Here is a 23,641-nt window from a genome sequence, read left to right as displayed (position 1 = left end):
GATCCCTTGAATGGCAGAACTAATTTTAATTATCTTGCAGTAGAACTATCCGGAGAATTATCAGGTTTAATAGAAAAACCAAGGAGAATAACATGTTAATTGTACAGGATGTGGATTTAACACCCAATCCCCAGGCGCTAAAATTCATTTTGAATGAAAAACTGCTGAATAAAGAAACAAGGCATTTCAAAAATAAAGAGGAAGCCGTGCAAGATCCGCTCGCCAATGGAATTTTTGGCATCGATGGAGTCGTTTCGGTTTTCTATATGGATAAATTTATCACGATCGAAAAAGACCAGAAAGTTCAATGGGGACAGATTCAGAAACCCTTCGTCGAGTTCATGAAAAATTTCGATAAAAATCTAATCCCTCCCGAGGAGGAAATAAAAGTAACCAAAGAGGAAGAGACGGAATTGCTTAAAAAAATAAATGAGATACTGGATACTCGTGTTCGCCCTGCTCTTGCTGGAGACGGAGGTGGATTGGAAGTCCGCGGTCTTGATGGCCTTACTCTTAAAATCCGCTATCAGGGTGCCTGCGGCAGCTGTCCGAGTTCAATCCGCGGCACGCTGGTTGCTATCGAAAATCTTTTAAAGAGAGAAATCAATCCTGCTATTGAAGTAATCCCCGACTAGAATATTTCAGATCACAAAAAAAGAAGGCTGGGTCTACCAGCCTTTTTTTATTCAAAATTCTCCGTTTCATCATCGTAAACATGTTCGTGGAATAAATGCTCAAGTTCTTCTTCGAAGAAGAATTTTTCTTCGCCGAAAGCCGGTTTTAAATCATCCAGCCATGCTGCTTTCTCGTTATACTCTGCAAAGAAGGGACGGGCAACCCAGTTCGGATCCCGGCCCTGAAGAAATCTCATCACAATTACTTTTTCACCACGGACTTCACTTACTCCGAGCACCTGCACTTTACCGGGGGTAGAACTCATACTAGGGCCTCTAACAGTTCTGCAGACACCGCTTACTTTTTGATATGCCTCCCGGAAAATTTTCCAGGCTTCAACGAGTGAAACAGCAAAGAACTCCTGTGCCCCGGTATCGCGTGCAACAAACATATAATAGGGGATGCAATTATTGTTTACCTGTTTACGCCACATATCCGCCCATATTTCCGGTGAGTCGTTTATATGCTTCAGTATTGGCGATTGTGTTCTAATCTGCGCACCGGTTGCTCTGATCCTTTTCATCGCGTCCCGTGCCGCAGCAGTTTCAAGTTCAACGGGATGGTTGAAGTGGGCCATTATGGCAAGGTTTTTACCTGCACCAACAATTTTCTCGAAGAGGCGGATAAGATCATCGGAATCGTCATCAGTAAGAAAACGATAAGGCCAATAACCGATTGCTTTAGTTCCGATTCGTATAGTCTGGATATTATAAAGTGATTCATCCAGAAGCGGTTCGATGTAGGTAGATAAAATCTGCGTCTTCATTATCATTGGATCGCCGCCAGTAAATAAAATATCGGTAATCTCTCTGTGTTCTTTTACATATTGAGCTAACAATTCAATTTCCCGCATCGCGAATTTCAACTCGTTCATTCCAACAAACTGGGGCCACCTGAAGCAGAAAGTGCAATACGCATGACACGTCTGTCCCTGACTGGGGAAAAAGAGAGCCGTCTGTTTGTATTTGTGCTGAACCCCGGCAAGTTCAATTCCATTCACAGTTGGAACATTATGCTTCTGACCGGCTGGATGAGGATTCAATTCCATTCTAATATTATAAATAGACTGCGCTAAAAATTCCTTAGATGCATTTTCATTTTTTAATTTCTCAACCGTTTTATAATGATGATCCTTTAGCATTTCTTTACGGGGGAAAGTCAGTGTAAAGATCGGATCGCCCGGGATATTATCCCAGTTAATCAATTGATCGATTACATAATTATTCGTCTTAAACGGCAAAACACTTCCAACAATTTCAAGCGCGGATTTCTCTTCGCCGGATAATAAATGAATTTGCGGAATGTCGTTATAATTTCGAAGGGAGTAACTCTTATAAGAATTAGCTGCCATACTTCCTCCTTTGAATTAATGGTAATGTTAAACTAATCCTGGTATACTAAAAACCGCTATTAGATGAGCGCGATCAGGTAAAAACAGATCTGATATAAGCGAAAACTTTTTTACAAGATAAAATAATTGATGAGAATGTCAAGTAAGCGGGAAAATATTTCCGGTGTAATAAACAAAAAACCACCGTTTAGCGGTGGTTTTTCAAATTACTTAAGTGTAGTTACTTTACTGATATCGTCCAATTTCACAAATTTTTCCTGAAATTTATACGATCCATTAGCGGTTTTTACAGTTTTAATAACTTTCACATTAACATGGGATGAGCCGTGTTTCTTTTTGGCTTTCTCCGCAAATGATTGTTGTTTTGCCATTTCATCTACTCCTTAAAAATTCGGGGCTAAATCTAAAAAAAATCCGGCTGAAATAAAACCTTCTTTTTTGGTTGACGAAAATCCCCGTTTTCTACAATAAATCGGCATATTTCCCGTCAATCAGCCGGCATAAGTCGTTGGGTGAAATGATCACCTGAATCCCACGTAAACCGGCACTAATAGAAATTGATTCGAACAATTGTGCCGACTCATCAATAAAAGCGGGGTATTGTTTTTTCATTCCTATTGGTGAGCAGCCGCCCCTTATATATCCGGTTAAGGTCTGGATTTCCTTTACCTTTATCATTTCAACACTTTTATTACCGGAAACGGAAGCAGCTTTTTTAAGATTCAGTTCATAACAGCCGGGAATTACAAAAACAGAAATCCCGTTAGTGTCGGAGCGGGTTACAAGTGTTTTAAAAACGCGCTCGGGATCGAAATTAATTTTTTCAGCGACCGAGACCGCGTCAATTTCATCTTCTTTGAATTCGTATTCAATTATTGAATGGGGAATTTTGTTCGATTCTAAAATTCGAATTGCATTGGTTTTCATCATTGAGGAGTTTAAATATTTTATCCCCCTTCCCAGCCGGGAAGGGGGAATATTGCAAAGTCTATCCTACTTTTGCTAAAATCAGATCGGCCAGAATTCTTCCGGTTTCTTTCAATTCAAAATCGTTAATAACTGACGTTTGGGATTGAACCTCTTCCTTGTCCTGAATTTTTATTCCAGTAATTTTTGCTCTTTCCTCTTCTCTTTTCTTTCTCCGTTCTTCAGCAAGATCTCTTTCTTCTTTTCTTACTTTTTCATTTAGCGAAAACTCTTTTTTATCCCGGTTAATTTTAAATTCATTTATCTCATCCATTACAATCTGGTATTCCGGATCATTTTTAATTCTCTCCTCATGTTTAATCCGGAGCTGATCGATAAAATTTGAGAGATCGCCATACTTCGAGTATTTTGCCGGCTGAATCTGATCCCAGGGTAATGCACCCTGCATAGAGCTTTCGCCGAATTCCTCATGCGAATAGGGAGATGGAAATTCGATATCCGGTTTAACCCCTTTATGTTGAGTGCTTCCACCGTCAACTCTGTAAAACTTTGCGATTGTCAGTTTAACCTGGCCGAGAGTTCTATCCTTGATCGGGATTGTCCTGTTTAAGTCGAGAAGGTTCTGAACAGTTCCTTTTCCGTATGTATTTTCGCCGAGAATAATTCCTCTTCCGTAATCCTGAATAGCAGCAGAAAAGATTTCGGAAGCTGAGGCGCTGAAACGATTTGTTAAAACGGCCAGCGGCCCGTCGTACACAATCGATGGATCGGGATCCTGATTTATCTCAATTATATTACCGGAGTTTTTTACCTGAACAACCGGACCGTTTTTAATGAACAACCCGGTTAATGCAATTGCTTCCTGAAGGGAACCTCCGCCATTATTCCTTAGATCAATAATAATACCGTCTACTTTTTCCTGTTTAAATTTTTCAAGTATCTCCTTCACATCCCGGGTAGTACTTTTATAATTCTGTTTTCCCTGTCTCTGAGCTTCAAAATCAGTATAGAAAGAAGGAAGTTTAACAACCCCGAGTTTAAAGTTGGTTCCATGCTCTTCAATATTCAGGATTTCACTTTTAGCTGCCTGCTCCTCAAGCTTAACTTCATCACGGACAATCTGAATTTCAGTTGGAATGGAATTTAGATTCTCCTTGGCCTTGATAATCTGAAGCCTTACTAAAGTCCCTTTTTTACCTCTAATAAGCTGAATGGCATCGTCAAGGCGCCATCCGATAATATCAACAAATTCACCCTCCTGACCCTGGGCAACCCCAACAATTCTATCCTCCTCTTTTAACAGACCGCTTTTATGGGCCGGTCCGCCGGGGACAATGCTTGCAACAATTGTGTAATCATTTTCGCTGCGCAAAGTAGCGCCGATCCCTTCAAGCGAAAGTTTCATTGCAATGTTGAAGTTCGTTGACGCAGCCGGCGATAAATAATCCGAATGGGGATCAAACGTTCTCGTAAACGAATTCATAAAAAGAGAAAAGACATCTTCGGTTTCATATTGGAGAATTATCTTATGAAAGTTTTGATAACGTTTCAGGAGTACATCCGCACTGCTTTTCCAATCTTTTCCGGAAAGAACAAGGTTGAGCGCGTCGTTTTTTATTCTCAGTCGCCAGATTTCATCAAGTTCCGATGATGTTTCAGCCCAGTCGGATTTTGTACGGTCCGGAGAATATATTTCTTCCTTTAAAAAATCGAATTCATTTGCCAGCAGCTTGTTAACATGTGAAATTCTCTCGTTCACCCTTTTTTTGTAGAGATTAAATATCTCGAAAGGAATTTCAAGCTTACCCTCCAGAATAAAATTATCGAATTTATCCCGGTATTTTTCGAAAGAAGCAACATCCAACTTTATAAAATAGAGCCTGTTGATGTCGAGGTTTTTAAAATATTCATCAAAAATTACTGATGAAAGGGAATCATTAAGATTCTGTTTCCGGTAATGATAACTTGTAAAGATCTGAGTAATTACCTGGTTAATTCTTTTATACGATTCGTCCGGTAAAATTACCTTGGCGGAATCTATTTTGTGATCTTTGGATAGAACAGCTTCGGGATTCTGTGCGTAGCAGCCGTTTACCACAATAAAGAAAGCCAGTAAAAGTATTATCTGTTTCATCCTTATTTCTTTCATAATTTAATTTATCATACAGCAAAATAAGTTATTTGTTTCAAAACCGTTATTAAACCTGCCGAAATTTTAGTGCTAAAAATAATTCGTTGATAATAAATTTCCCGATATAAAGGAGCCCGTTATCTTCTGACTAAAAATCCATAGTTAATTATGAAACCAAATATTTGAATTAATCTACATACAGGAACCGTTTAATCTTTTGAGTTGGAGTTTTCTCAAACGGTTCAAGCTGTTCAACAACTTTTGTTATTCTTGAAAAGGAATTCACTCTTTCATTAATCTGAACGAGCAGATCGGAAAGTATTTTATTTAATATTTCACGAGCCTGCGATTCGTTCAGCTTTTGAATCTTAAACGTATCGTCGATCTGATCGTGGTTAAGATAGACCCGTGCAACCAGTCCGTCTTTTCTTTCGATAACGAGCGATTCCAGCACATAAGGAAATTCATTTATGATCGATTCGATCTCTTCGGGATAAATATTTTTCCCGTTTGAACCGATGATAACATTTTTAGATCTCCCTTTGATAAAAAGATATCCGTCCTGATCAATCACCGCCAGGTCACCGGTTTTAAACCATCCGTCATTATCAAATACTTCACTTGTTTTTTCAGGATCTTTGTAGTACCCTTTCATTACATTTGGTCCTTTTACAAGGACCTCACCCTCGCCGGTTTTAGGATCGGGATTATGAATTTTAATCTGTACTTCCGGAATAGTCTTTCCGGCCGATCTGAACCTTACAAGCGCAGGATTTGTCCCGGTTACCAGCGGAGATGTTTCAGTAAGTCCGTAACCGATCGCATAAGGGAATCCTCCTTCTTTCAGGAATCTTTCAACATCGGCAGCTAGAGAAGCGCCACCGATGCAGAACATTTTAAGTTCCCCGCCGAAAGTCTTTATCAATTTTTTACCGGCAATCTGATGCAGCTTTTTTCTAACAGCCGGAATTTTATAAAGTCCGCGCACAATCGGTTTCTTGTTAATCTCGGGCAGGATTCTCAAACGGAAAATTTTCTCAATGATCAGCGGAACCGCCAGCATTATTGTCGGTTTTACAATCGATAATGCGGGAAGCAGAACCGCAGCCGTGGGAGGCTTATCGAGGTATGTTACGCTGGCACCGGCAATAAAAGGAATAACCAGACCGAGAGTTGATTCAATTGTATGAAAAAGGGGAAGTATGGAGAGCATCCTGTCGCCGGGGACCACATCAACCATACCGAGGGTAGAAAGTGCGTTTGAGACAATGTTTTTATGAGTCAGAATTACGCCCTTGGAATGCCCGGTCGTTCCCGAAGTATATAATATTGACGCAGTATTATCCTCCGCTACTTCTCCGGGAATTAATCCGACAAATTTCATCGCGGCTTCTTTGACCTTTGCAAATTCTTTTCTGCCCCCCGCGATCACTTCTTTAATTAAATCATTCTTTGTGTCCGGCGGAATTATTGAAAAGTCATCAAGTAGAACCCTGGCTTGGAGCGAATCGGAATCAAGATCTTCAATTTTATTAAAGTACTTGACGGAAACAAAAATCGCCTTGCTTTCCGAATGACGAAGTATATGATGAACTTCTGTGCTGTGGAATTCCGTCATAATCGGAACGGCTATTGCACCAAGGGTGGTTACGGCAAAGAAAGCTATTCCCCAGTTAGGTTGATTTTCGGCAAGAATAGCAACTCTATCTCCTGCAATTATCCCTTCACCTTTTAGGAAATGCTTAATTGTTTCAACACGCTTTTTGAATTCACTGAAAGTAATCTTTTCGGAATTGAGATAAGAGACGGCCGGAAGATCGGAGTATTTTTCTGCAGCTGTATTTAAAACATGCAGCAGGGTCTTTGTCTTCAATTCATACATTATCTTTTTCCTTTTAATTGAAATTCAATTGATTAAGTCATACCGGATCAACATGCACAAAAACTTTTTGAACTTCCTCCAGCCTTTCAAGAGTGAAGCGGACTTCATTACCTATGTCGTGCGAAATTTGAGTTGAATGATTTTTATCGACTTCAATATGTATTTCGACATGAAATTTATTTCCGACATAATGGGAGCGGAGATCGTTAACACCTTTAACGCCGTTTATTGAGAGTGTAATTTCCTTAATTTTCCTGTCAAACTCGCCGGGCGCCGAGTGTCCCATAAGATAATCGATATTCTGCTTCCCTACTTCGTAGCCCGTCTTAAAAATGAAAGCAGCTACAAGAATTCCGGCTATTCCATCAACAATCTTTAAACCCAGGTTTATAGCAATAACACCCAGGAGCGCAATCGATGATGCGAGAATATCGTTCATGCTGTCGACAGCCGCCGCTTTAATTGCAGGACTCTTGAATAATTTTCCGACATGCGCCTGATAACGGTTCAAAACAATTTTAATAATTATTGTTGAGATCAGGACGACATATACGGCGGGGATCGCTCGAATATCCTGCGGGTCGATTATTCTCTTAATCGATTCTTCTACAATATTAACACCGACGACAAATGCAAAGACAGAAACTATAAAAGCCGCAATCGGCTGCGCCGCATTGTGACCGAATTGATGATTAATATCGGGTTTTTGATTTGAAACGGTTACGGCACGCTTGATTGCAAGGGATGAAATAATATCCGTTAGCGAATTTAATGCCTCCGAAATTACTGCTATAGAATTTGAAATAAATCCCGCAGCGGCTTTTATCAAAAAAAGAAATATGTTAACGATCAGAGTAGAATCAACCGCTCTTTTCAATCTATGAGGCACTTAATACTCCTAAAAAAATACCCCGTCAAATACGGGGTATAAAAATAAGGAGATTTCTACTGAAAGGAGCTAAAAAAACTAGGATTTTTCCTCCCAGACCTGTATCAAAGTAACGATATTCTTAACTGCCGCTTCCATATCCTGTACCGCAACATATTCGGTATAAGCATGGAAATTATGTCCTCCTGCAAACAGGTTCGGAGTGGGAAGACCCATAAAACTGAGACGCGAGCCGTCGGTTCCACCGCGAATCGAGGATTTAAGCGGCTTAATACCGAGGCGGTTGAGAGCTTCTACAGCGAATTGCTCAACCTGCGGGTGATTATCCAAAACATACTTCATGTTTCTGTACTGTTCAATAACTTCAAATTCATACGAGGAACCCGGAAATTGTGCAACTGTTTTTTCAATCAGGTCTTTCAAGAAGGCTTCGTACTCCTTCAATTTATCCGCGCTGAAATCCCTGATAATAAATTTGATTACTGTCTGAGTTTCATTTCCGTTTGTTGAAACAGGGTGAACATAACCTTCTCTCTTCTCAGTGGTTTCCGGTGAAAGAGAATCTTTCGGAAGCATTTCCAGAAAACGGGCGGCAATTTTAATCGAATTGATCATTTTACCTTTAGCATAACCGGGATGAACATTCTTACCGTTGAATTTGATTACAACAGCGTCGGCACTGAACGTTTCGGTTTCAACTTCTCCGCGTGTGCCGCCGTCGATTGTATAAGCATATTTAGCGCCGAACTTTTTAACATCAAATTTTTCAGTTCCTCTTCCAACCTCCTCGTCGGGGGTAAAGCAGATGCGGATTTTCCCGTGTTTTATTTCCGGATGCTGGATAAGATAGTTCATAGCATCTATAATTTCGGCAACTCCGGCTTTATCGTCGGCGCCGAGAAGTGTAGTTCCGTCGGATGTAATGATGTCGAATCCTATCATATCTTTCAATTCGGGATTGCTGGCAGCGTCAATAATTTTGGTTGGATCTTTAGATAGAACTATATCTCCACCCTGATAATTTTTATTTATTACCGGATTAACATTTTTACCGCTTACAGCCGGTGAGGTATCCACATGAGCAATAAAACCGATTACAGGAACTTCTTTTTCAGTATTTGAAGGAAGAGTTGCAATTACATAACCGAATTGATCCATTTCAACTTCTTTCATACCGATCTGTTTCAATTCTTCAACCAGGAGTTTTGATAGTTCAAGCTGTTTAGGGTCACTCGGAAAAGTTTTTGATTCTTCGTCTGAAGTAGTTTCAATTTTTGCGTATTTTTGGAAGCGTTCTACAACTGTGAATTTGTAATTGGGATCGAACATGACAACCTCTCGTTTTCTGTTATTATTTTATATTCCTGTCGGCAAGTTAATAGAAAATTGGTATCTGTTTCAATAAAACCGATCCGTTTAATAGTGTAAGGTTTTTCAGTTTTTAAATAAATATTCTTTTAAAAGATATTTTCAGGAGATTAAATGAATCCGGTTGAATTAATAAGAAAGAAAAGAGAAGGTGAACCCTTAAACCGCGAGGAAATTGAATTTTTAATTTCCAACTTCACAAGAGGCCGGATTCCATCATATCAGTTCTCCGCATTTCTTATGGCGGGATTTCTGAATGGATTCAGCAAGGAGGAAACCGCATACCTTACAAAATCGATGCTCTACAGCGGCAAGGTTATTAACCTGAATTCGATCAAAGGGAAAAAAATAGATAAACACTCAACGGGAGGCGTAGGGGATAAAACTTCTCTAATTCTTGCCCCGGTGGTTGCGGCAGCCGGCGTAAACGTTCCAATGATAAGCGGTAGAGGTTTAGGCCATACGGGTGGAACGCTCGATAAACTCGAATCGATTCCCGGATTTACTACAAACGTAACACTTAAACAATATAAATCGATCATTCAGAAATGCGGAGCGGTGCTTGCCGGTCAGACAAAAGAGGTCGCACCCGCCGATAAACTTATCTACGCGCTCAGGGATGTAACCGCAACTGTTGAATCGATACCACTCATTACTGCCAGTATAATGAGTAAAAAACTGGCAGAGGGAATCGACGGACTTGTTCTGGATGTAAAAACAGGTTCGGGTGCTTTCATGAAGAAATATGAAGACTCCCGAATCCTTGCAGAGTCCCTTACCAGCACAGCTGTTGCATTCAATAAAAATGTAATCGCATTTATTACGGATATGAATCAACCCCTTGGAAACTATATAGGAAACTGGCTCGAGGTATATGAAAGCATTGAAGTGCTGCAGGGTAAAAGAGCGGGAGACCTTCTGGAGCTTAGTTTATATCTTTCCGGCGCGATGATCTACCTTGGCAAAAAAGCCGATTCAATTGAAGATGGAATCCGGGTTGCAAGCAGAATGATCGAGAATGGAAAAGCTTTCGACAAATTTATTGAGATTGTAAAACTTCAGAAGGGCGATGCGGACTTTCTTATAGAGACGAAAAATTATCCGCACTCAAAGATTCACGAAAAAATCTATGCGTCAAAGTCGGGCTTTGTCAGCTCCATCGATTCGTTCGAGATCGGAATGGCATCGCTGGAACTTGGAGCCGGAAGAATGACAATGGAGGATAAGATCGACCCGAAAGCCGGAATTATTTTCTATCCGAAGATAGGCGACAAACTCTCAAGGGGTCAGCTTATCGCAGAAATATTCACGGATAAAAAAGCCGTCCTCAACGGAGTGGCCAGAAAAATCGAAAAGGCTATTCTTATATCGGCTAATAAAACAAAACCGGTACAATTAGTTAAATCGATCTCTGTTCATAATTAAATGAAAAAATTTTTCTGGTTAAATCGAATAATCATTTACCTTTTATCAATTGTCTCTCTTTTTTCCTGTTCCGATCGGAAGGAAGAGGTCTACCGGGAGAATGTTGTAGTTGACGATCTGGGTTACGGATTTAAATTCGAGAAACCGCCCGAAAGAATTATCACCCTGGCGCCCAACTTAACGGAATTTATTTTTGATTTGGGGCTTGAAGAAAAGCTGATCGGAAATACACTCTACTGCGATTACCCCGAAAAAGCCGGGAAAATTGAAAAAGTTGGCGACTTACTAACATTCAATTTTGAAAGAATTCTTCTGCTTAAACCGGATCTGATTTTTATAACTGTCGAAGGCAACACCCGGGAAACATACGATAAATTCAGAGAGCTCGGATTGAAAATATTTGTATCGAATCCACGGGGATTCGACGGTATAAAAAAAACCTGCATGGACATCGGCAGAATCTTCGGAAAAGAGGAAGAAGCCCGCTTAAAAGTGGAAAAATGGGATTCCATAATTAGCGGAATTAAAAAGGAAGCCGGAAAATTTGAAAGCCCCGCTCTCTATTTTGCTATAGAACTTAAGCCGTTGATGGTGGCAGGAAAAAATACTTTTATGAACGAGATCATTGAGATATGCGGCGGTAAAAACCTCGCATCAGGTTCCGCTCAGAATTATCCCGTTTTGAACAGGGAGGAAATATTAAAAGCTGATCCAGACTATCTCCTATTCACAGCTCATATTTCGGATACTGCCGATATGATAATTCAACTTTACCCGGAATGGAAATCTCTTACTGCTGTTAAGAATGGTCGGCTTATTCTGATCGACAGAAATCTTTTTGGAAGACCTGGTCCGCGATTTGCCGAAGCAGCTTCAAAACTGTTTAATCTTCTTCATCCTCAAAAGAAAGATACTCTTCTTCATTAGCGATGAAGAGCATAGAACACTTATCACCTTTGAACTTGCCTTTCCTTTTGCAATTCTGATATCGTTCCCTTACTTTTTCTACATCAACGCCCGAAATTCCGAAAAGCTCCAGCTCTTCGCCGCATTCGGCACAAAAGACCACGTTTTTAACCGGTGCAGCAGTTTTGTTATGTATGTATTTCTTTTTGTTCATGTCCTTCACCAACAGGTTCCCAATCAAGACCTTCGCATGGAAGAAATTTAAGAGTCGGATGCTTATCGTGCATCAGGCATATAACCGCACTCTTATCAAAATGTTTACAGGTTGAACAGAGGGTGTTCCGGATAATTTCTTTATTCTCTTCAATAAAGAGCCGGTATTGAATAACCGACGGATGAATAATAACGCCGTAAATTGCCATTATGCCGAACCACCACCAGTATTTATACTCCATTAAACCCTGCATTAGCCAGAGCGCGGGAATTAATACTGCTGTTCTGATTATAGCCCAGAAAATAATTCCGCCCATAAACATCTTTCTCTTTCAATTAAACTTAGTTATTGTAACCTGCAGTGTCAAACCAATAAGAACGAATCTTTATTGAGGGGTTAAATTGCTTTTAGTAATCACTTATTTTAACTTTGAACAGCACAACAATTTTTAGATGATATTAGAAAAATTTCAGGAAGAACAAATTGGAAGATCAGCAAAAACCGGAAGCAGCAGCTAATCAATCCCGGCCTGAACCGCAAACCCGGTCATCATCAAATTCAGGAAAACAGGAACAGCAGAACCGGCGACCAGGCAGAAAAAATTATTATTACAGAAAAAAATTCAAACCGGCTCAGAGCCAGCAGGAATATCCGGTCAAAGAACAATTAAAATTTTCATTTAAAAAAATCTCGGTTGTTGTTCCTCTCTACAACGAAGAGGAATCCTTAAAACCATTTTATTCGGAACTCAAAAAAGCATTAAAAAGTTATTCATGCGATTGCGAAATAATTTTTGTGGACGACGGGAGTACCGATAAGTCGCTTTCTATAATCAAAGAACTGGCGCGAACCGACAATAAAATAAAATACCTTAGTTTCAGAGCCAATTACGGTAAATCGGCAGCGCTCCAGATGGGCTTCAGATACGCTACCGGTGATGCGGTTATTACAATGGACGCTGATCTTCAGGATGATCCGTCGGAAATCGTTAATCTGCTTCGTAAACTTGAGGAAGGTTATGATCTTGTATCGGGATGGAAAAAGAAGAGATACGACCCGTTTATAAAAAGATATTCATCGAGATTCTTCAATTTTGTAACCCGGATATTAACACGTATAAAGATTCACGATTTTAACTGCGGTCTGAAAGCTTACCGAAAAGACGTTGTTCAATCGATAAGTGTTTACGGAGAGCTTCACCGTTACATTCCGGTGCTTGCAAAGTGGAAGGGATTTACAGTTTCTGAAGTGATTGTAAAACACAATCCGCGCAGGTACGGAAAGACCAAGTTCGGCATTTCACGTTTCTTCAAAGGCTTTATAGATCTTATAACTGTAATATTCACTACACGGTATATAAAGCGCCCTATGCATCTGTTCGGTTTTGTAGGATTGATTGCCGCAATAGCCGGATTTTTAATAAGCCTTTACCTTACTTACGAAAAGTTCTTTCTTGGCAGAGGAATTAATAATCGCCCTGTCTTCTTCCTGGGAATTCTGCTTATTATTGTCGGCATACAGTTCTTTGCGATCGGATTAATCGGCGAGTTGATAGTTCATGCTAATCAGGACGAAAAGGAATACACCGTAAAAGAGAAAAAGTAAGAGCTAAAACAAAATCTAATTAATATTCTCCGGTAGATTCTACAAATCTGATCTCCTACTCAAACAGATTTGTAGAGCGGTAAGATAAATTTGATTCTCCGAGGCAAGACAGATTTCGAATAATTTGTTGCCAAATTAGGACAACATTAAACATCTTCATCCTCTGAATTACAACTAAAAATTGTAGAATATCGAATCGCCGATGTGACCAATTTCCTTCTTGAAACCTGCAGCAATAATGAATAGTATTAGGTTATTTCTCCCCCATCGACAGATTTATCCGTAACAGATCCTCTCCTTTATAGAATGAAGTGTATTTAGTTTTTCTCAATGCGCCGATAATCTAAACAAAAATTCTTATTTTTAAGCACAACAATGGATACAAATAATGAAATTTCATCTTGTTTCGGGAGGATGCGGATTTGTTGGACGTAATACGGTCAAACAGCTCCTCAAACGCACCAATGATAATATTTTAATGATTGATGACCTGTCGGTAGGGACTCACCCTTCAACGTGGTTTCCGGAATTCAAATCAAAAATGAAAAAGGATATTGAGGTTATAGGTAAGAATGAAAGGGTCTATTTCTGGAAAGGTGATTTTAGAAAATTTCTTCAACGAATTCAGGATGATACGGAATGGCTGACGAGAGAATACGGTTTAAAGATTGAGTTCGGCGACGCATTTCATTTTGCCGCAATAGTAGGGGGACGTGCAAAGATTGAAGGGGATCCGATGGCCGTAGCGCTCGACCTTTCAATTGATGCTGAGTTTTTCAACTGGATTGCAAAAGCACGGCCGGAACGGGTTCTTTATCCAAGTTCTTCAGCCGCCTACCCGATTAATATGCAGACAGAAAGCGATGCAGTTGCACTTAAAGAAGGTGATATAAATATTGACGGTTACACGCTCGGAATGCCCGATCTTACTTACGGATGGACGAAACTGACAGGTGAATTCCTTGCAAAAATTGCCGCCCGTAATTACGGAATATCGATTGTATGCATACGTCCCTTTTCCGGATACGGTGAAGATCAGGATCTCAGTTATCCGGTTCCTGCTATTGCAAGGCGGGCTGCAAAAAAGGAGAATCCTTTCGAAGTGTGGGGCTCTGGAAAGCAGGGCCGCGACTTTGTCCATATAGACGATGTTATGGATTGTATGTTCACGGCATTGGATAAAATTCACGACGGTACCGCAATAAATATCGGCTCCGGAAGATTAACTTCTTTTCTCGACCTTATAAAAGTATTCAGCGGCTTTGCGGGTTACAATCCGACTATCAAACCGCTGCTCGATAAACCCGTTGGTGTTCATTCCCGATACTGCGATATCAGTTTTGTAAAAGAACTTATTGGATGGGAGCCGAAAATTTCCCTGGAGGAAGGAATGAGAAGGGTTTATGATGTTGCTGTTGAAAATTTAAAACGAGAAAGTAAAATCCGATGATCGGCCAGATCGAAAAAATTATTTCGTCATTCATTCTGCAATTCTCTATTAAACTATGAAGAGAGTGGTAATATTCGGACCCGGTCCGCAGTTTAAAGGGGGGATTGCAAATTATACTACTTCGCTTGCAAGAGCTCTCGCTAGTCAGAAGGCCGAAGTGCATGTGGTCTCCTGGACACAGATGTACCCTTCAATATTTCCTCGCGATCTGATCGACCGGAGCAGTAAAAAAAATCTGCTTGAAGGATCGAATGTCACAGTTCACTATATAACAAATTATAACAATCCGGCTTCTTGGAGAAGGACTGTTAAACTGATTGAAGAACTTGAGCCCGATATCGTTGTTGTACAGTGGTCGGTTTCAATTCAGGGGCTTCCCATAGGCTATATTGCGGGTCAACTCAAAAAATCGGTCGGTGCCGAGATCATTTTCGATCTCCATGTAGTTGCTCAGAAAGAAGTGAGCCTTATAGACAACGTGATGCTTCGATATGCTCTTTCAAAACCGGATTCATTTATTGTCCACTCATTAAAAACTTTTGATGAATTAAAATTTGTCTTCCCCAAGAAGTCATTCAACCTGATTCAGAGCGGAACCCGTAAAAAAGACAGCAGTCTATGCAATGTAATTAAACTTTACCACCCCGTTTACGACATGTTTAAACCGGATCCGGATTTCAATAAGGAAAAAGTGAAGGCCGAGCTGGGACTTAATAAACATGTCTTTCTCTTCTTCGGTTTCATAAGGAAATATAAAGGCCTGCATAATGTAATAAAGGCCTTTGCCCTACTGGCAAGGGAAAGGGACGATGTTTCTTTATTAATTGTTGGGGAATCCTTCTGGGAAACACTTGATCCGAAAAAAATCTCGACAAAAATTAAAAAAAATCTATTCGGTATGCTGAAGAAGATACTTGTAAGAAAAGGCGATGACGAAAAAGACTACCGTCCGCTAGAATTGATAAGCCAGCTCGGCCTGGGCAAAAGCGCAGTTGTAGTAAACCGTTACGTTGGAAACGAGGAGGTCCACCGGTTTTTTCAGGTAGCCGACTGCAACGTGTTATTCTATCACGTAGCAACCCCCTCGGGTGTTGAATCGATCGCCTATAATTTCAGTCTTCCTTCAATTGCAACGCATGTAGGACATTTTCCGGAGACCATAAATGACGGTTACAATGGCTATCTTGCAGAACCGGAAAATATTGAATCTATGTATAATGCTATGAAAAAGTTTTTAGATAATCCGATACCGCCTGAAAGAGTTGATGAGAAAGCAAAAGAAATGAGCTGGAAAAATTACGCGGAGACAATATTATCTTAGCAAATCAGGGGTTTATTTAAACTAGTTAATTTTTTAAAGGAGTATAAATGACAAAGCAACAGAAAAAATCGGAAACGAAGAAGAGTACGGAGATCGGTTTTTCATTCAGCAGGATTATTCCGGAAAAATACCAGACACCCTTCTTTCTAATTCTTCTACTTCTGCTTATCGTACTTTTCTTTGCTCCGGTAATTTTTAGCAGCAAGACAATTGCTTCGGGGGATTTTTTACAGGGCAAGAGTCTTCGTGAGTATGCTACAAAAGAGAGGGACGGATTTTCATTATGGAATCCGCATATTTTCTGCGGAATGCCTGCAGTTGTTACGGCCGTCTCGCCAAGGTGGTTTGATCTTACATCTGCTACTTATTCAATAATTTCGCTCGGTTTCTACTCCATTACGAACGACTACAGCATTACATACATAGTAAGTTTCATCATACTTGCTTTTTCAACTTTCTTCCTGATGCGGGAATTCGGATTGAGCCGCGGTGTCAGTTTTCTCACTGCTGCGGCAGTAACATTCAGCACCGGTATAAGCGTTCTTTATTTCATCGGACATATTACGAAATTAAAAAGCCTCGCTGTTTTCCCATTTATAATTATGATGCTTTTCCGGTTCCAGAGAAAGATCAAACCGGTTGATATACTTTTCTTTATAATCGGTATTCACCTCCTCGCACTCGGAGCGCATGTTCAGATTGTATTTTATTTCCTGCTTACGATACTGATCTATTTTATTTTCTATTTCATCAGGTCATTTTTAACTAAAGACAAACCTCTTCAAAAACAGCTTTTTAAAACCCTTGGAGTTTCTTTCATTGCGGGAATTGTTGCTTTAATGATGTCGTTCGATACTTATTCGCAGCTATACGAATACAAACCTTACTCTACAAGAGGAACAAAAAGCGTAACCGAATTGCAGAATCCCGGCGCTCCTGCTCAGGCAAATTCGTATGAGTACAATACCAGCTGGTCGTTTTCGCCAGGTGAGGTAATGACATTTATTATCCCATCGTTTTATGGATTCGGAAAGTCTACATACAACGGTCCTCTATCCGGGAATCAGGATGCTGAAGTAAATACATATTTCGGACAAATGCCTTTTGTAGATGCGGCAATGTATATGGGTGTAATTGTATTTGCACTTGCAATATTTGCTATGATAGCAAGAAGGAAGGTGCCGGTAGTGCAATTCCTTGGAGGTGTTGTAATATTATATATACTCATTTCTTTCGGTAAGAACTTCCCGGTTATTTATGATTTCATGTATTACTACTTCCCTTTCTTCGATAATTTCCGTGTTCCATCAATGATTCTTCATGTTGTTCAGATAATAATTCCTGTCCTGGCGGGATTCGGTGTAATGAAACTGATAAATCTGAGAGAGGAGAAGAACGAGAAAATTCAGAAGGGATTAAGAGTAACTGCAATAACATTTGCCGTGATTTTCATTATCACGTTATTATTCAGCAGCAGCTTCTCGTCCTGGTTTACATCACGGGTATCGGAATATGCATCTTCGCTCGGGAACAATCAGCAGTCGCAGATGTTTCTCGCACTTCAGAAATATATGTCCGATATGTTTACAGGTGATCTTCAAATTGCATTCGGACTTCTGGCATTATCATTCGGATTGATGATTGCGTTTGTTTCATCGAAGATAAATAAAGAACTTCTTATAACCGGTATAACGATATTAATCCTTTTCGATCTATTCAGGATAAGTAATCGTGGTGCCGCCTATGAGGATATTTCCAATATCGATCAGCTATTCAGGGAACCCGATTATATCTCTGTTATCAAGCAGCAGAACGAAAAAGAACCGTACCGAATAATGAACATGAAACAGGATGGTACGATAGGAAGCATAGGACAAAATTCCAATTTCAATGTTTATTTCCTGATGGAGGATTTTTACGGTTACTCGGCTGCCAAACCAAGAAGTTATCAGGACTTAATGGACGTAATCGGTCCTACTAATTATACGCTCTGGAAAATGCTCGGCGTAAAATACCTTGTTACCGACAGGCCATTCCCTTTCGAGTTTTTTACTACTGTTTACACATCGCCGGATTCGACAACATTCGTTCACCTGAACGACAATTCTTTATCCAGGATTTATTTTGTTGATAGTGTCGGCCAGAAGGCACCGATGGATCTTCTCAACTCAATAAAAGAGAACCGGTTTGACCCCGAGAAAATAGCTTATGTGGAAAATCAGGATTTTAAAATTGATAAACCGGGTCCGGACGCTTTTTCAAAAATAACCGAATATAAGGATGAATATTTGTCGGCGGATGTTAACGCATCAGGAAACAACTTCCTTTTCTTCGGGACAACTTATATGCCCGGCTGGAAAGCTTATATCGACGGATCAGAGGTCAAAATTTATAAAGCTAATCATGGATTTCAGGGAATTGTTGTTCCGGAAGGAAAACACAAAGTAGAATTTATTTATCAGCCGGCAGGATTTGCTCTCGGAAAATATCTTTCGTTAATTCTGAATATCCTGGTAATTGGCGGAGTAATTATTCTTGTTCTTATCAATAAGAAAAAAGAAGGATGAAGGAAAAAGTACTAAGCACCTTTAAACACTCTGCAATTTACAGCATCGGTAATATTGCTCTTAAGGGAATGGGGATAATTACACTTCCTATTTACCTTAACTACCTTACAAAGGCGGAAGTCGGAATTTTCGGACTTCTAGATATCACAATAAATATAATTACCGAGGTACTGATTCTTGGTCAGGCTAATTCGCTAATACTGCTTGAGAACAAATCAGATTACCGCGAGAAAAAAGGTTCCGTTTTCTTTTCAATTACTTCTCTTATTTTGCTTGTAAATTTATTTTTTATTTTCGCAGCGGAGCTTTTCGGATTTTCATTATTAAATCTCTCCGGTTCAACACGCGACCTGGCTGCATATCTCCCCTTCATTATTTATATAAGTTTCATCCGCGTCCTCAACAATTTATTCCTTAATAAACTGAGGGCTGAAGAGAAATCGAAATTTTATACGTTTCTTACGCTGTTGAAGATAATTTCATTTGTCGGACTGGTTTTTTATACGGTTGTGTACCTGCAATTATCTGTCTATGGAATTTTTTATTCATACCTTATTAGCGAAGTGATTGTTCTTGTTGCAATTCTTCCCGGTATGATAATGAGAATGAAACCGGTTTTCGAATTTGGGGCATTGAAGGAGGCTTTAAAGTTCGGACTTCCCCTCATTTTCAGTACCATAGGAATAATGATATTGAATTTGAGCGACCGTTACCTTATTAACTTCTATCTGAACCTGGAAGAGGTAGGGACATATGACATCGCGTACCGGATTGCGGGGATTGTAAATATGTTTTTAATTCTTCCATTCAATCAGGCAATGCTTCCTTCGGCATTTAAGGAACAGAACAATCCTTCCGGTCAAAGGTACCTGAGTAAATTGATGACGTATATGTGCTTTTTAACCGTATGGGGCGGACTCGCTATTTCGATATTCAGTGAAGAGATAATTTTAATACTCGGCAACGAAAACTATGCCGCTGCAAATCAATACGTACCGTTGATTGTATTTGCATATGTTTTAAGCGCGATGAGAAATGTAGCTTCCAACGGTTTGCTCTTTTCTGAAAAGACCTACATTGTTGCTCTGATAACAATTTTTGCGGGCCTTTTAAATATTCTGCTTAATATAATCTTTCTGCCTATATACGGAACAATCGCCGCCGCATATACCACTCTTGTTTCGTTCGCAATATTCTATATTGTCACTTATATCTTTGCCGACAGAAATTATAAGATCCGTTACGAAAACTTTAAGATCTTCCGATTGATTCTAATTGCCGTACTTTTCTTTTCAGCTCAGGAAATGATAATAACCGGAAGTTCTTTTTTAACGGTTCTATTAAAACTCTTATTTGTTGCTTCCTTCCCGGTAACGCTATTAACGGTAAGATTTTACGAACAGGTAGAACTCGATACTATTAAGGTCAGCATTAAATCCTTAAAGAGTCCTTCCAAGATTTTCAGAGAGCTTCTTAACAGATGACAGGAACGCCCAAAATATCGGTTATAATATGTACCCGTAACCGGGAGAAATTTCTGCCGGGTGCTCTGAACGCTCTCGTAAAACAGTCGCTCATTCAATCTGATTACGAAATCATTATAATCGACAATAATTCAACCGACAACACCGAAATCATAAGCAGTAATTTCATTGAATCGCACCCTGAGCTTAATGTCAGGTACTTTCTTGAAAAGGAACCGGGATTATCATCTGCACGGAACCGTGGAATCAGGGAATCAGCCTCTGATCTGATTGCGTTTATCGACGATGATGCCGAAGTATCTTATAATTATTTAGAAACTGCCCTGGACTTTTTTAATTCCTACCCTGATATAGATGCACTCGGCGGGAAAATCACACCGGTTTACGAATCCGGAATAGAACCGGCCTGGCTCTCAAAGTATATGTGGGGACTTGTAACTAAAGCGGATTTCGGAAGCAAAATCATCGAATACCCCGATGCAAAATTTCCTTACGGATGCAATATGGCGTTCAGAAAAAAAGTCCTGTATGAAGCAGGCCAGTTTAATACCGAACTCCTTTTCCGGAGTGAGGACAAATATATCTTTGCCCAAATGAAAAAAATGGGGAAAAAGTTTTTATATCATCCTGAATTTTCGGTCAAACATCATATTGATAACAACCGGATTACTCATGATTCTATAATGAGTATTTCGCGGGCTGTAGGCGCCGGCGAACGGGACCGGCTGAAAAATGAAGGATTATTGGCAAATGTTTTAAAAGTTGTCGAATATATATTAAAATTGTGCGCAGCAGTTGTAATTGCTCTCGGCTTTTTTATTAAGTTTGAATTCAAAAAAGGCGAATACCTTCTCAAGAACAGATGGTTAACGTTAGCCGGCTTCTTTAAAAGGTAAATGAAGATGAACAGGATCCAGAAATTATTATCTGAAATATTTCAGTCATTATTTTCATTTGTTAAGATAGTATTGCTCTCACACTTTGCAGTTCAAATCAGAAAAAAGGATGTGGCTGCAAGCGAAGTGGTAATACTTGCAAACGGACCCGGACTTAAAAACGATCTATTACAATCCGGTTCTCTCATTAAAGAGAATCTAAAATTCTGCGTCAATTTCTTTGCTCTATCGAATGAATATCAATCGTTAAAACCCGAATATTATATTCTCGCTGCGCCGGAATTCTGGCTGGAAAAAACGAGTGAATATTTCCGGACTCAAAAAGAATCTCTTATAACCGCTTTGCTTACGAAGACCGACTGGAAGATGAATCTATTTATTCCATTCCAGGCCGTTGATTCCGAATTTCATTCAGCTGTAAAAAAAAATCCGAATATCAAATTCATCTTTTACAACAATACACCGGTAGAAGGTTTGAAGTCGGTTTCACATTTATTATTCAGAGTGAATCTCGGGATGCCCCGCCCTCACAATGTATTAATCCCTTCAATCTTCCTGGCGCTTAATCTCGGTTTCAAAAAGATTACGCTTTTCGGTGCAGATCATTCCTGGCATGAAGAAATTAAAGTAGACCCGCTCAACAAAGTAACTGTTAATCACGAACATTTTTATGACGGAGAGAAGATCCGGATGCCAATGTATAAACTCGAAGGCGAGGAATATTATATACACGACATTTTCCGCAAACTCCATTTTGCCTTCAAAGGCTATTTCGTACTAAAGACTTATGCCGAATCAATCGGCGCTTCAATTCTTAACGGCAGTAATAAAAGTTATATCGACGCCTTCGAAAGAATCATTTCTACCGATGTGCCGAAAAAGATTACCGACTGACCGGATTTCGTTTTAACTTCCGTTCAAAAATTATAATTTTGCACAACCCGATACAGACAAGGAGGTATTATTGAGTACAACAAAATTCGCATCCCGCATTTTCAACAAATCACTTGATTACATTGAAATCATTGGAAACAAACTTCCCCACCCGGCAACACTTTTTGGTATTCTTGCATTAATAGTAGTGGCCGTTTCATGGCTTGGAGATCTGCTGGTTTGGCAGGCAGCACATCCGGCGGACGGATCTATTATCAAAGTCAAAAGCCTGCTGGATGGAGACGGGCTTCGCTGGATTTACACTAATGTGACGCATAACTTCGTAAATTTCCCTCCGCTTGGATATGTACTTGCAGTGATGATCGGAATCGGTGTTGCTGAGGGCTCCGGATTATTTACATCAATGATCCGCTCGCTCGTTCTCAACGCACCAAGTAAACTTATAACCGGCACTATTGTGTTTGCAGGAATAATTTCACATCTGGCTTCGGAAGCCGGATATGTGATATTAATTCCATTGGGCGCGCTTATATTTCACGCACTCGGCAGACATCCAATGGCAGGACTGGCTGCCGCTTTCTGCGGTGTCAGCGGCGGATTCGGCGCAAATTTTTTGATTGGTTCTGTTGATCCGATTCTTGCCGGCCTATCGCAATCGGCGGCTCAGATAATTGATCCTAACATCACAATTAATGCGGCAGTTAATTTTTATTTCATGTTCGCCTCCGCTTTCCTGATTGTCGTTGCGGGAACCTGGATTACTGAAAAGATAGTTGAACCCCGATTAAAAAAATACGAGGGAAATGCTGAAAAGATTGCAATTGAGGAAATGACGCCGGTTGAAAAAAAGGGATTGCGATGGGCCGGAATCAGTCTGCTGGCTGTAATTGCATTACTTGCATTTACGATTATTCCGGAGAACGGGCTTTTCAGAAATCCAGAAACAGGCGAAGTACTTCATTCACCCTTCTTTGACGGTATTATTACAGGAATACTCGTTTTCTTCCTGATACCCGGACTTGTATACGGAATTGTTGTTAAATCGATACGTAATGATAAGGACATGATGAAACATATTATTAAGTCGATGGGTACTATGGCTACATACATCGTTCTTGTTTTCTTTGCGGCACAGTTCGTCTATTTTTTCCGTTACAGTAACCTGGGACTAATATTCGCGATTGAGGGGGCGGAATTTCTTAAGAATATCGGTTTAACTGGAATCCCATTGATAGTAATGTTTGTTCTCCTTGCAGCATTCATAAATATGTTCATGGGAAGCGCATCGGCTAAATGGGCAATTATGGCGCCTGTTTTTATACCGATGTTTATGCTGCTCGGATATCATCCGGCATTAACACAGGCAGCTTTCAGGATTGGCGATTCCGTTACAAATCTTATTACACCGATGATGAGCTACTTTGCTCTAATAGTAGCCTTCGCACAAAAATATGACGAGAAGTACGGTATCGGTACAATAATTTCCACAATGATTCCCTACACAATCCTCTTCACTATTTTCTGGACATTACTTCTCGTAGTCTGGATGTGGCTCGGGCTCCCGACCGGTCCCGACGGCCCCCTTTTTCTGAATTAACAAAATGATGAGGCGCTTTGAAGAGCGCCTCTCTTCTAAATATTTCTCCCATTTTAACG

Annotated in this window: 20 protein-coding genes; 11 read left to right on the top strand and 9 right to left on the bottom strand. The window is 40.0% G+C overall.

Annotated elements, in window-relative coordinates:
- Nucleotides 1-92 precede the first annotated feature (92 nt).
- Nucleotides 93-635, top strand: coding sequence for a NifU family protein (locus PLZ15_06595; protein HOI29416.1), 543 nt, complete (start codon nt 93-95; stop codon nt 633-635).
- Nucleotides 636-682: 47 nt separating this feature from the next.
- Here PLZ15_06595 and PLZ15_06590 read toward each other — a convergent pair whose 3' ends face one another.
- The 7 genes from PLZ15_06590 to pepT form a co-directional block, all read right to left on the bottom strand.
- Nucleotides 683-2,026, bottom strand: a complete 1,344-nt coding sequence (locus PLZ15_06590; protein ID HOI29415.1) for a lysine 2,3-aminomutase — start codon at nt 2,024-2,026, stop codon at nt 683-685.
- A 206-nt stretch (nt 2,027-2,232) separates the two neighbouring features.
- Entirely contained in the window at nt 2,233-2,397 is a 165-nt protein-coding gene (locus PLZ15_06585; protein ID HOI29414.1) for a DUF4295 family protein, read from the bottom strand.
- 91 nt (nt 2,398-2,488) lie between these two features.
- Nucleotides 2,489-2,956 carry a Cys-tRNA(Pro) deacylase gene (ybaK, locus tag PLZ15_06580; protein HOI29413.1) on the bottom strand — a complete coding sequence of 156 codons (468 nt, stop codon included), beginning with the start codon at nt 2,954-2,956 and terminating at the stop codon, nt 2,489-2,491.
- A 58-nt stretch (nt 2,957-3,014) separates the two neighbouring features.
- Nucleotides 3,015-5,087: a carboxy terminal-processing peptidase gene (locus PLZ15_06575; GenBank protein ID HOI29412.1), complete on the bottom strand. Its 2,073-nt coding sequence runs from the start codon at nt 5,085-5,087 to the stop codon at nt 3,015-3,017.
- 184 nt (nt 5,088-5,271) lie between these two features.
- On the bottom strand, nt 5,272-6,966 hold the full coding sequence (locus tag PLZ15_06570) for an AMP-binding protein (GenBank protein HOI29411.1): 1,695 nt from the start codon (nt 6,964-6,966) through the stop codon (nt 5,272-5,274).
- A 37-nt stretch (nt 6,967-7,003) separates the two neighbouring features.
- On the bottom strand, nt 7,004-7,855 hold the full coding sequence (locus PLZ15_06565; GenBank protein HOI29410.1) for a cation diffusion facilitator family transporter: 852 nt from the start codon (nt 7,853-7,855) through the stop codon (nt 7,004-7,006).
- A gap of 78 nt (nt 7,856-7,933) precedes the next feature.
- Nucleotides 7,934-9,184, bottom strand: a complete 1,251-nt coding sequence (gene pepT, locus PLZ15_06560; protein HOI29409.1) for a peptidase T — start codon at nt 9,182-9,184, stop codon at nt 7,934-7,936.
- 153 nt (nt 9,185-9,337) lie between these two features.
- Here pepT and PLZ15_06555 point away from each other — a divergent pair, with 153 nt between their 5' ends.
- Together PLZ15_06555 and PLZ15_06550 are read left to right on the top strand one after the other, a co-directional pair.
- Nucleotides 9,338-10,648 carry a thymidine phosphorylase gene (locus tag PLZ15_06555; protein ID HOI29408.1) on the top strand — a complete coding sequence of 437 codons (1,311 nt, stop codon included), beginning with the start codon at nt 9,338-9,340 and terminating at the stop codon, nt 10,646-10,648.
- Nucleotides 10,649-11,575 carry a cobalamin-binding protein gene (locus PLZ15_06550; GenBank protein HOI29407.1) on the top strand — a complete coding sequence of 309 codons (927 nt, stop codon included), beginning with the start codon at nt 10,649-10,651 and terminating at the stop codon, nt 11,573-11,575.
- On the opposite strand, the gene PLZ15_06545 is transcribed toward PLZ15_06550, so the two are convergent.
- Both PLZ15_06545 and PLZ15_06540 read right to left on the bottom strand, forming a co-directional pair.
- Nucleotides 11,532-11,768, bottom strand: coding sequence for a hypothetical protein (locus PLZ15_06545; GenBank protein HOI29406.1), 237 nt, complete (start codon nt 11,766-11,768; stop codon nt 11,532-11,534). The genes PLZ15_06550 and PLZ15_06545 overlap by 44 nt on opposite strands.
- Nucleotides 11,743-12,084, bottom strand: a complete 342-nt coding sequence (locus tag PLZ15_06540; protein ID HOI29405.1) for a hypothetical protein — start codon at nt 12,082-12,084, stop codon at nt 11,743-11,745. Before PLZ15_06540 ends, PLZ15_06545 begins: the two co-directional genes overlap by 26 nt.
- Nucleotides 12,085-12,251: 167 nt before the next feature.
- Here PLZ15_06540 and PLZ15_06535 point away from each other — a divergent pair, with 167 nt between their 5' ends.
- From PLZ15_06535 to PLZ15_06500, 8 genes are all read left to right on the top strand, one after another.
- On the top strand, nt 12,252-13,373 hold the full coding sequence (locus tag PLZ15_06535; GenBank protein HOI29404.1) for a glycosyltransferase: 1,122 nt from the start codon (nt 12,252-12,254) through the stop codon (nt 13,371-13,373).
- Between the two features lie 388 nt (nt 13,374-13,761).
- On the top strand, nt 13,762-14,823 hold the full coding sequence (locus tag PLZ15_06530; GenBank protein ID HOI29403.1) for an NAD-dependent epimerase/dehydratase family protein: 1,062 nt from the start codon (nt 13,762-13,764) through the stop codon (nt 14,821-14,823).
- A gap of 55 nt (nt 14,824-14,878) precedes the next feature.
- On the top strand, nt 14,879-16,144 hold the full coding sequence (locus PLZ15_06525) for a glycosyltransferase family 4 protein (protein ID HOI29402.1): 1,266 nt from the start codon (nt 14,879-14,881) through the stop codon (nt 16,142-16,144).
- 47 nt (nt 16,145-16,191) lie between these two features.
- Nucleotides 16,192-18,711 carry a YfhO family protein gene (locus PLZ15_06520; GenBank protein ID HOI29401.1) on the top strand — a complete coding sequence of 840 codons (2,520 nt, stop codon included), beginning with the start codon at nt 16,192-16,194 and terminating at the stop codon, nt 18,709-18,711.
- On the top strand, nt 18,708-20,195 hold the full coding sequence (locus PLZ15_06515) for an oligosaccharide flippase family protein (protein HOI29400.1): 1,488 nt from the start codon (nt 18,708-18,710) through the stop codon (nt 20,193-20,195). The genes PLZ15_06520 and PLZ15_06515 overlap by 4 nt, the downstream gene beginning before the upstream one ends.
- A complete protein-coding gene (locus PLZ15_06510; protein ID HOI29399.1) occupies nt 20,192-21,091 on the top strand; it encodes a glycosyltransferase in 900 nt (299 codons plus the stop codon). The genes PLZ15_06515 and PLZ15_06510 overlap by 4 nt, the downstream gene beginning before the upstream one ends.
- Nucleotides 21,092-21,985, top strand: a complete 894-nt coding sequence (locus tag PLZ15_06505; protein ID HOI29398.1) for a hypothetical protein — start codon at nt 21,092-21,094, stop codon at nt 21,983-21,985.
- 70 nt (nt 21,986-22,055) lie between these two features.
- Nucleotides 22,056-23,582, top strand: coding sequence for an AbgT family transporter (locus tag PLZ15_06500; protein ID HOI29397.1), 1,527 nt, complete (start codon nt 22,056-22,058; stop codon nt 23,580-23,582).
- Nucleotides 23,583-23,641: the final 59 nt, after the last annotated feature.

This window comes from Melioribacteraceae bacterium, assembly GCA_035362835.1.
In the GTDB taxonomy this organism is placed as follows: Bacteria; Bacteroidota; Ignavibacteria; order Ignavibacteriales; family Melioribacteraceae; genus DSXH01.
Note: the sequence above shows the minus strand (reverse complement) of the source record. Positions and strands in the feature narration are given on the sequence as shown.

Coding starts and splice junctions, on each gene's coding strand:
- PLZ15_06595 (HOI29416.1), top strand. CDS start 93: ATGTTAATTGTACAGGATGTGGATTTAACACCCAATCCCCAGGCGCTA.
- PLZ15_06590 (HOI29415.1), bottom strand. CDS start 2,026: ATGGCAGCTAATTCTTATAAGAGTTACTCCCTTCGAAATTATAACGAC.
- PLZ15_06585 (HOI29414.1), bottom strand. CDS start 2,397: ATGGCAAAACAACAATCATTTGCGGAGAAAGCCAAAAAGAAACACGGC.
- ybaK (HOI29413.1), bottom strand. CDS start 2,956: ATGATGAAAACCAATGCAATTCGAATTTTAGAATCGAACAAAATTCCC.
- PLZ15_06575 (HOI29412.1), bottom strand. CDS start 5,087: ATGAAACAGATAATACTTTTACTGGCTTTCTTTATTGTGGTAAACGGC.
- PLZ15_06570 (HOI29411.1), bottom strand. CDS start 6,966: ATGTATGAATTGAAGACAAAGACCCTGCTGCATGTTTTAAATACAGCT.
- pepT (HOI29409.1), bottom strand. CDS start 9,184: ATGTTCGATCCCAATTACAAATTCACAGTTGTAGAACGCTTCCAAAAA.
- PLZ15_06555 (HOI29408.1), top strand. CDS start 9,338: ATGAATCCGGTTGAATTAATAAGAAAGAAAAGAGAAGGTGAACCCTTA.
- PLZ15_06550 (HOI29407.1), top strand. CDS start 10,649: ATGAAAAAATTTTTCTGGTTAAATCGAATAATCATTTACCTTTTATCA.
- PLZ15_06545 (HOI29406.1), bottom strand. CDS start 11,768: ATGAACAAAAAGAAATACATACATAACAAAACTGCTGCACCGGTTAAA.
- PLZ15_06540 (HOI29405.1), bottom strand. CDS start 12,084: ATGGGCGGAATTATTTTCTGGGCTATAATCAGAACAGCAGTATTAATT.
- PLZ15_06530 (HOI29403.1), top strand. CDS start 13,762: ATGAAATTTCATCTTGTTTCGGGAGGATGCGGATTTGTTGGACGTAAT.
- PLZ15_06525 (HOI29402.1), top strand. CDS start 14,879: ATGAAGAGAGTGGTAATATTCGGACCCGGTCCGCAGTTTAAAGGGGGG.
- PLZ15_06520 (HOI29401.1), top strand. CDS start 16,192: ATGACAAAGCAACAGAAAAAATCGGAAACGAAGAAGAGTACGGAGATC.
- PLZ15_06515 (HOI29400.1), top strand. CDS start 18,708: ATGAAGGAAAAAGTACTAAGCACCTTTAAACACTCTGCAATTTACAGC.
- PLZ15_06510 (HOI29399.1), top strand. CDS start 20,192: ATGACAGGAACGCCCAAAATATCGGTTATAATATGTACCCGTAACCGG.
- PLZ15_06505 (HOI29398.1), top strand. CDS start 21,092: ATGAAGATGAACAGGATCCAGAAATTATTATCTGAAATATTTCAGTCA.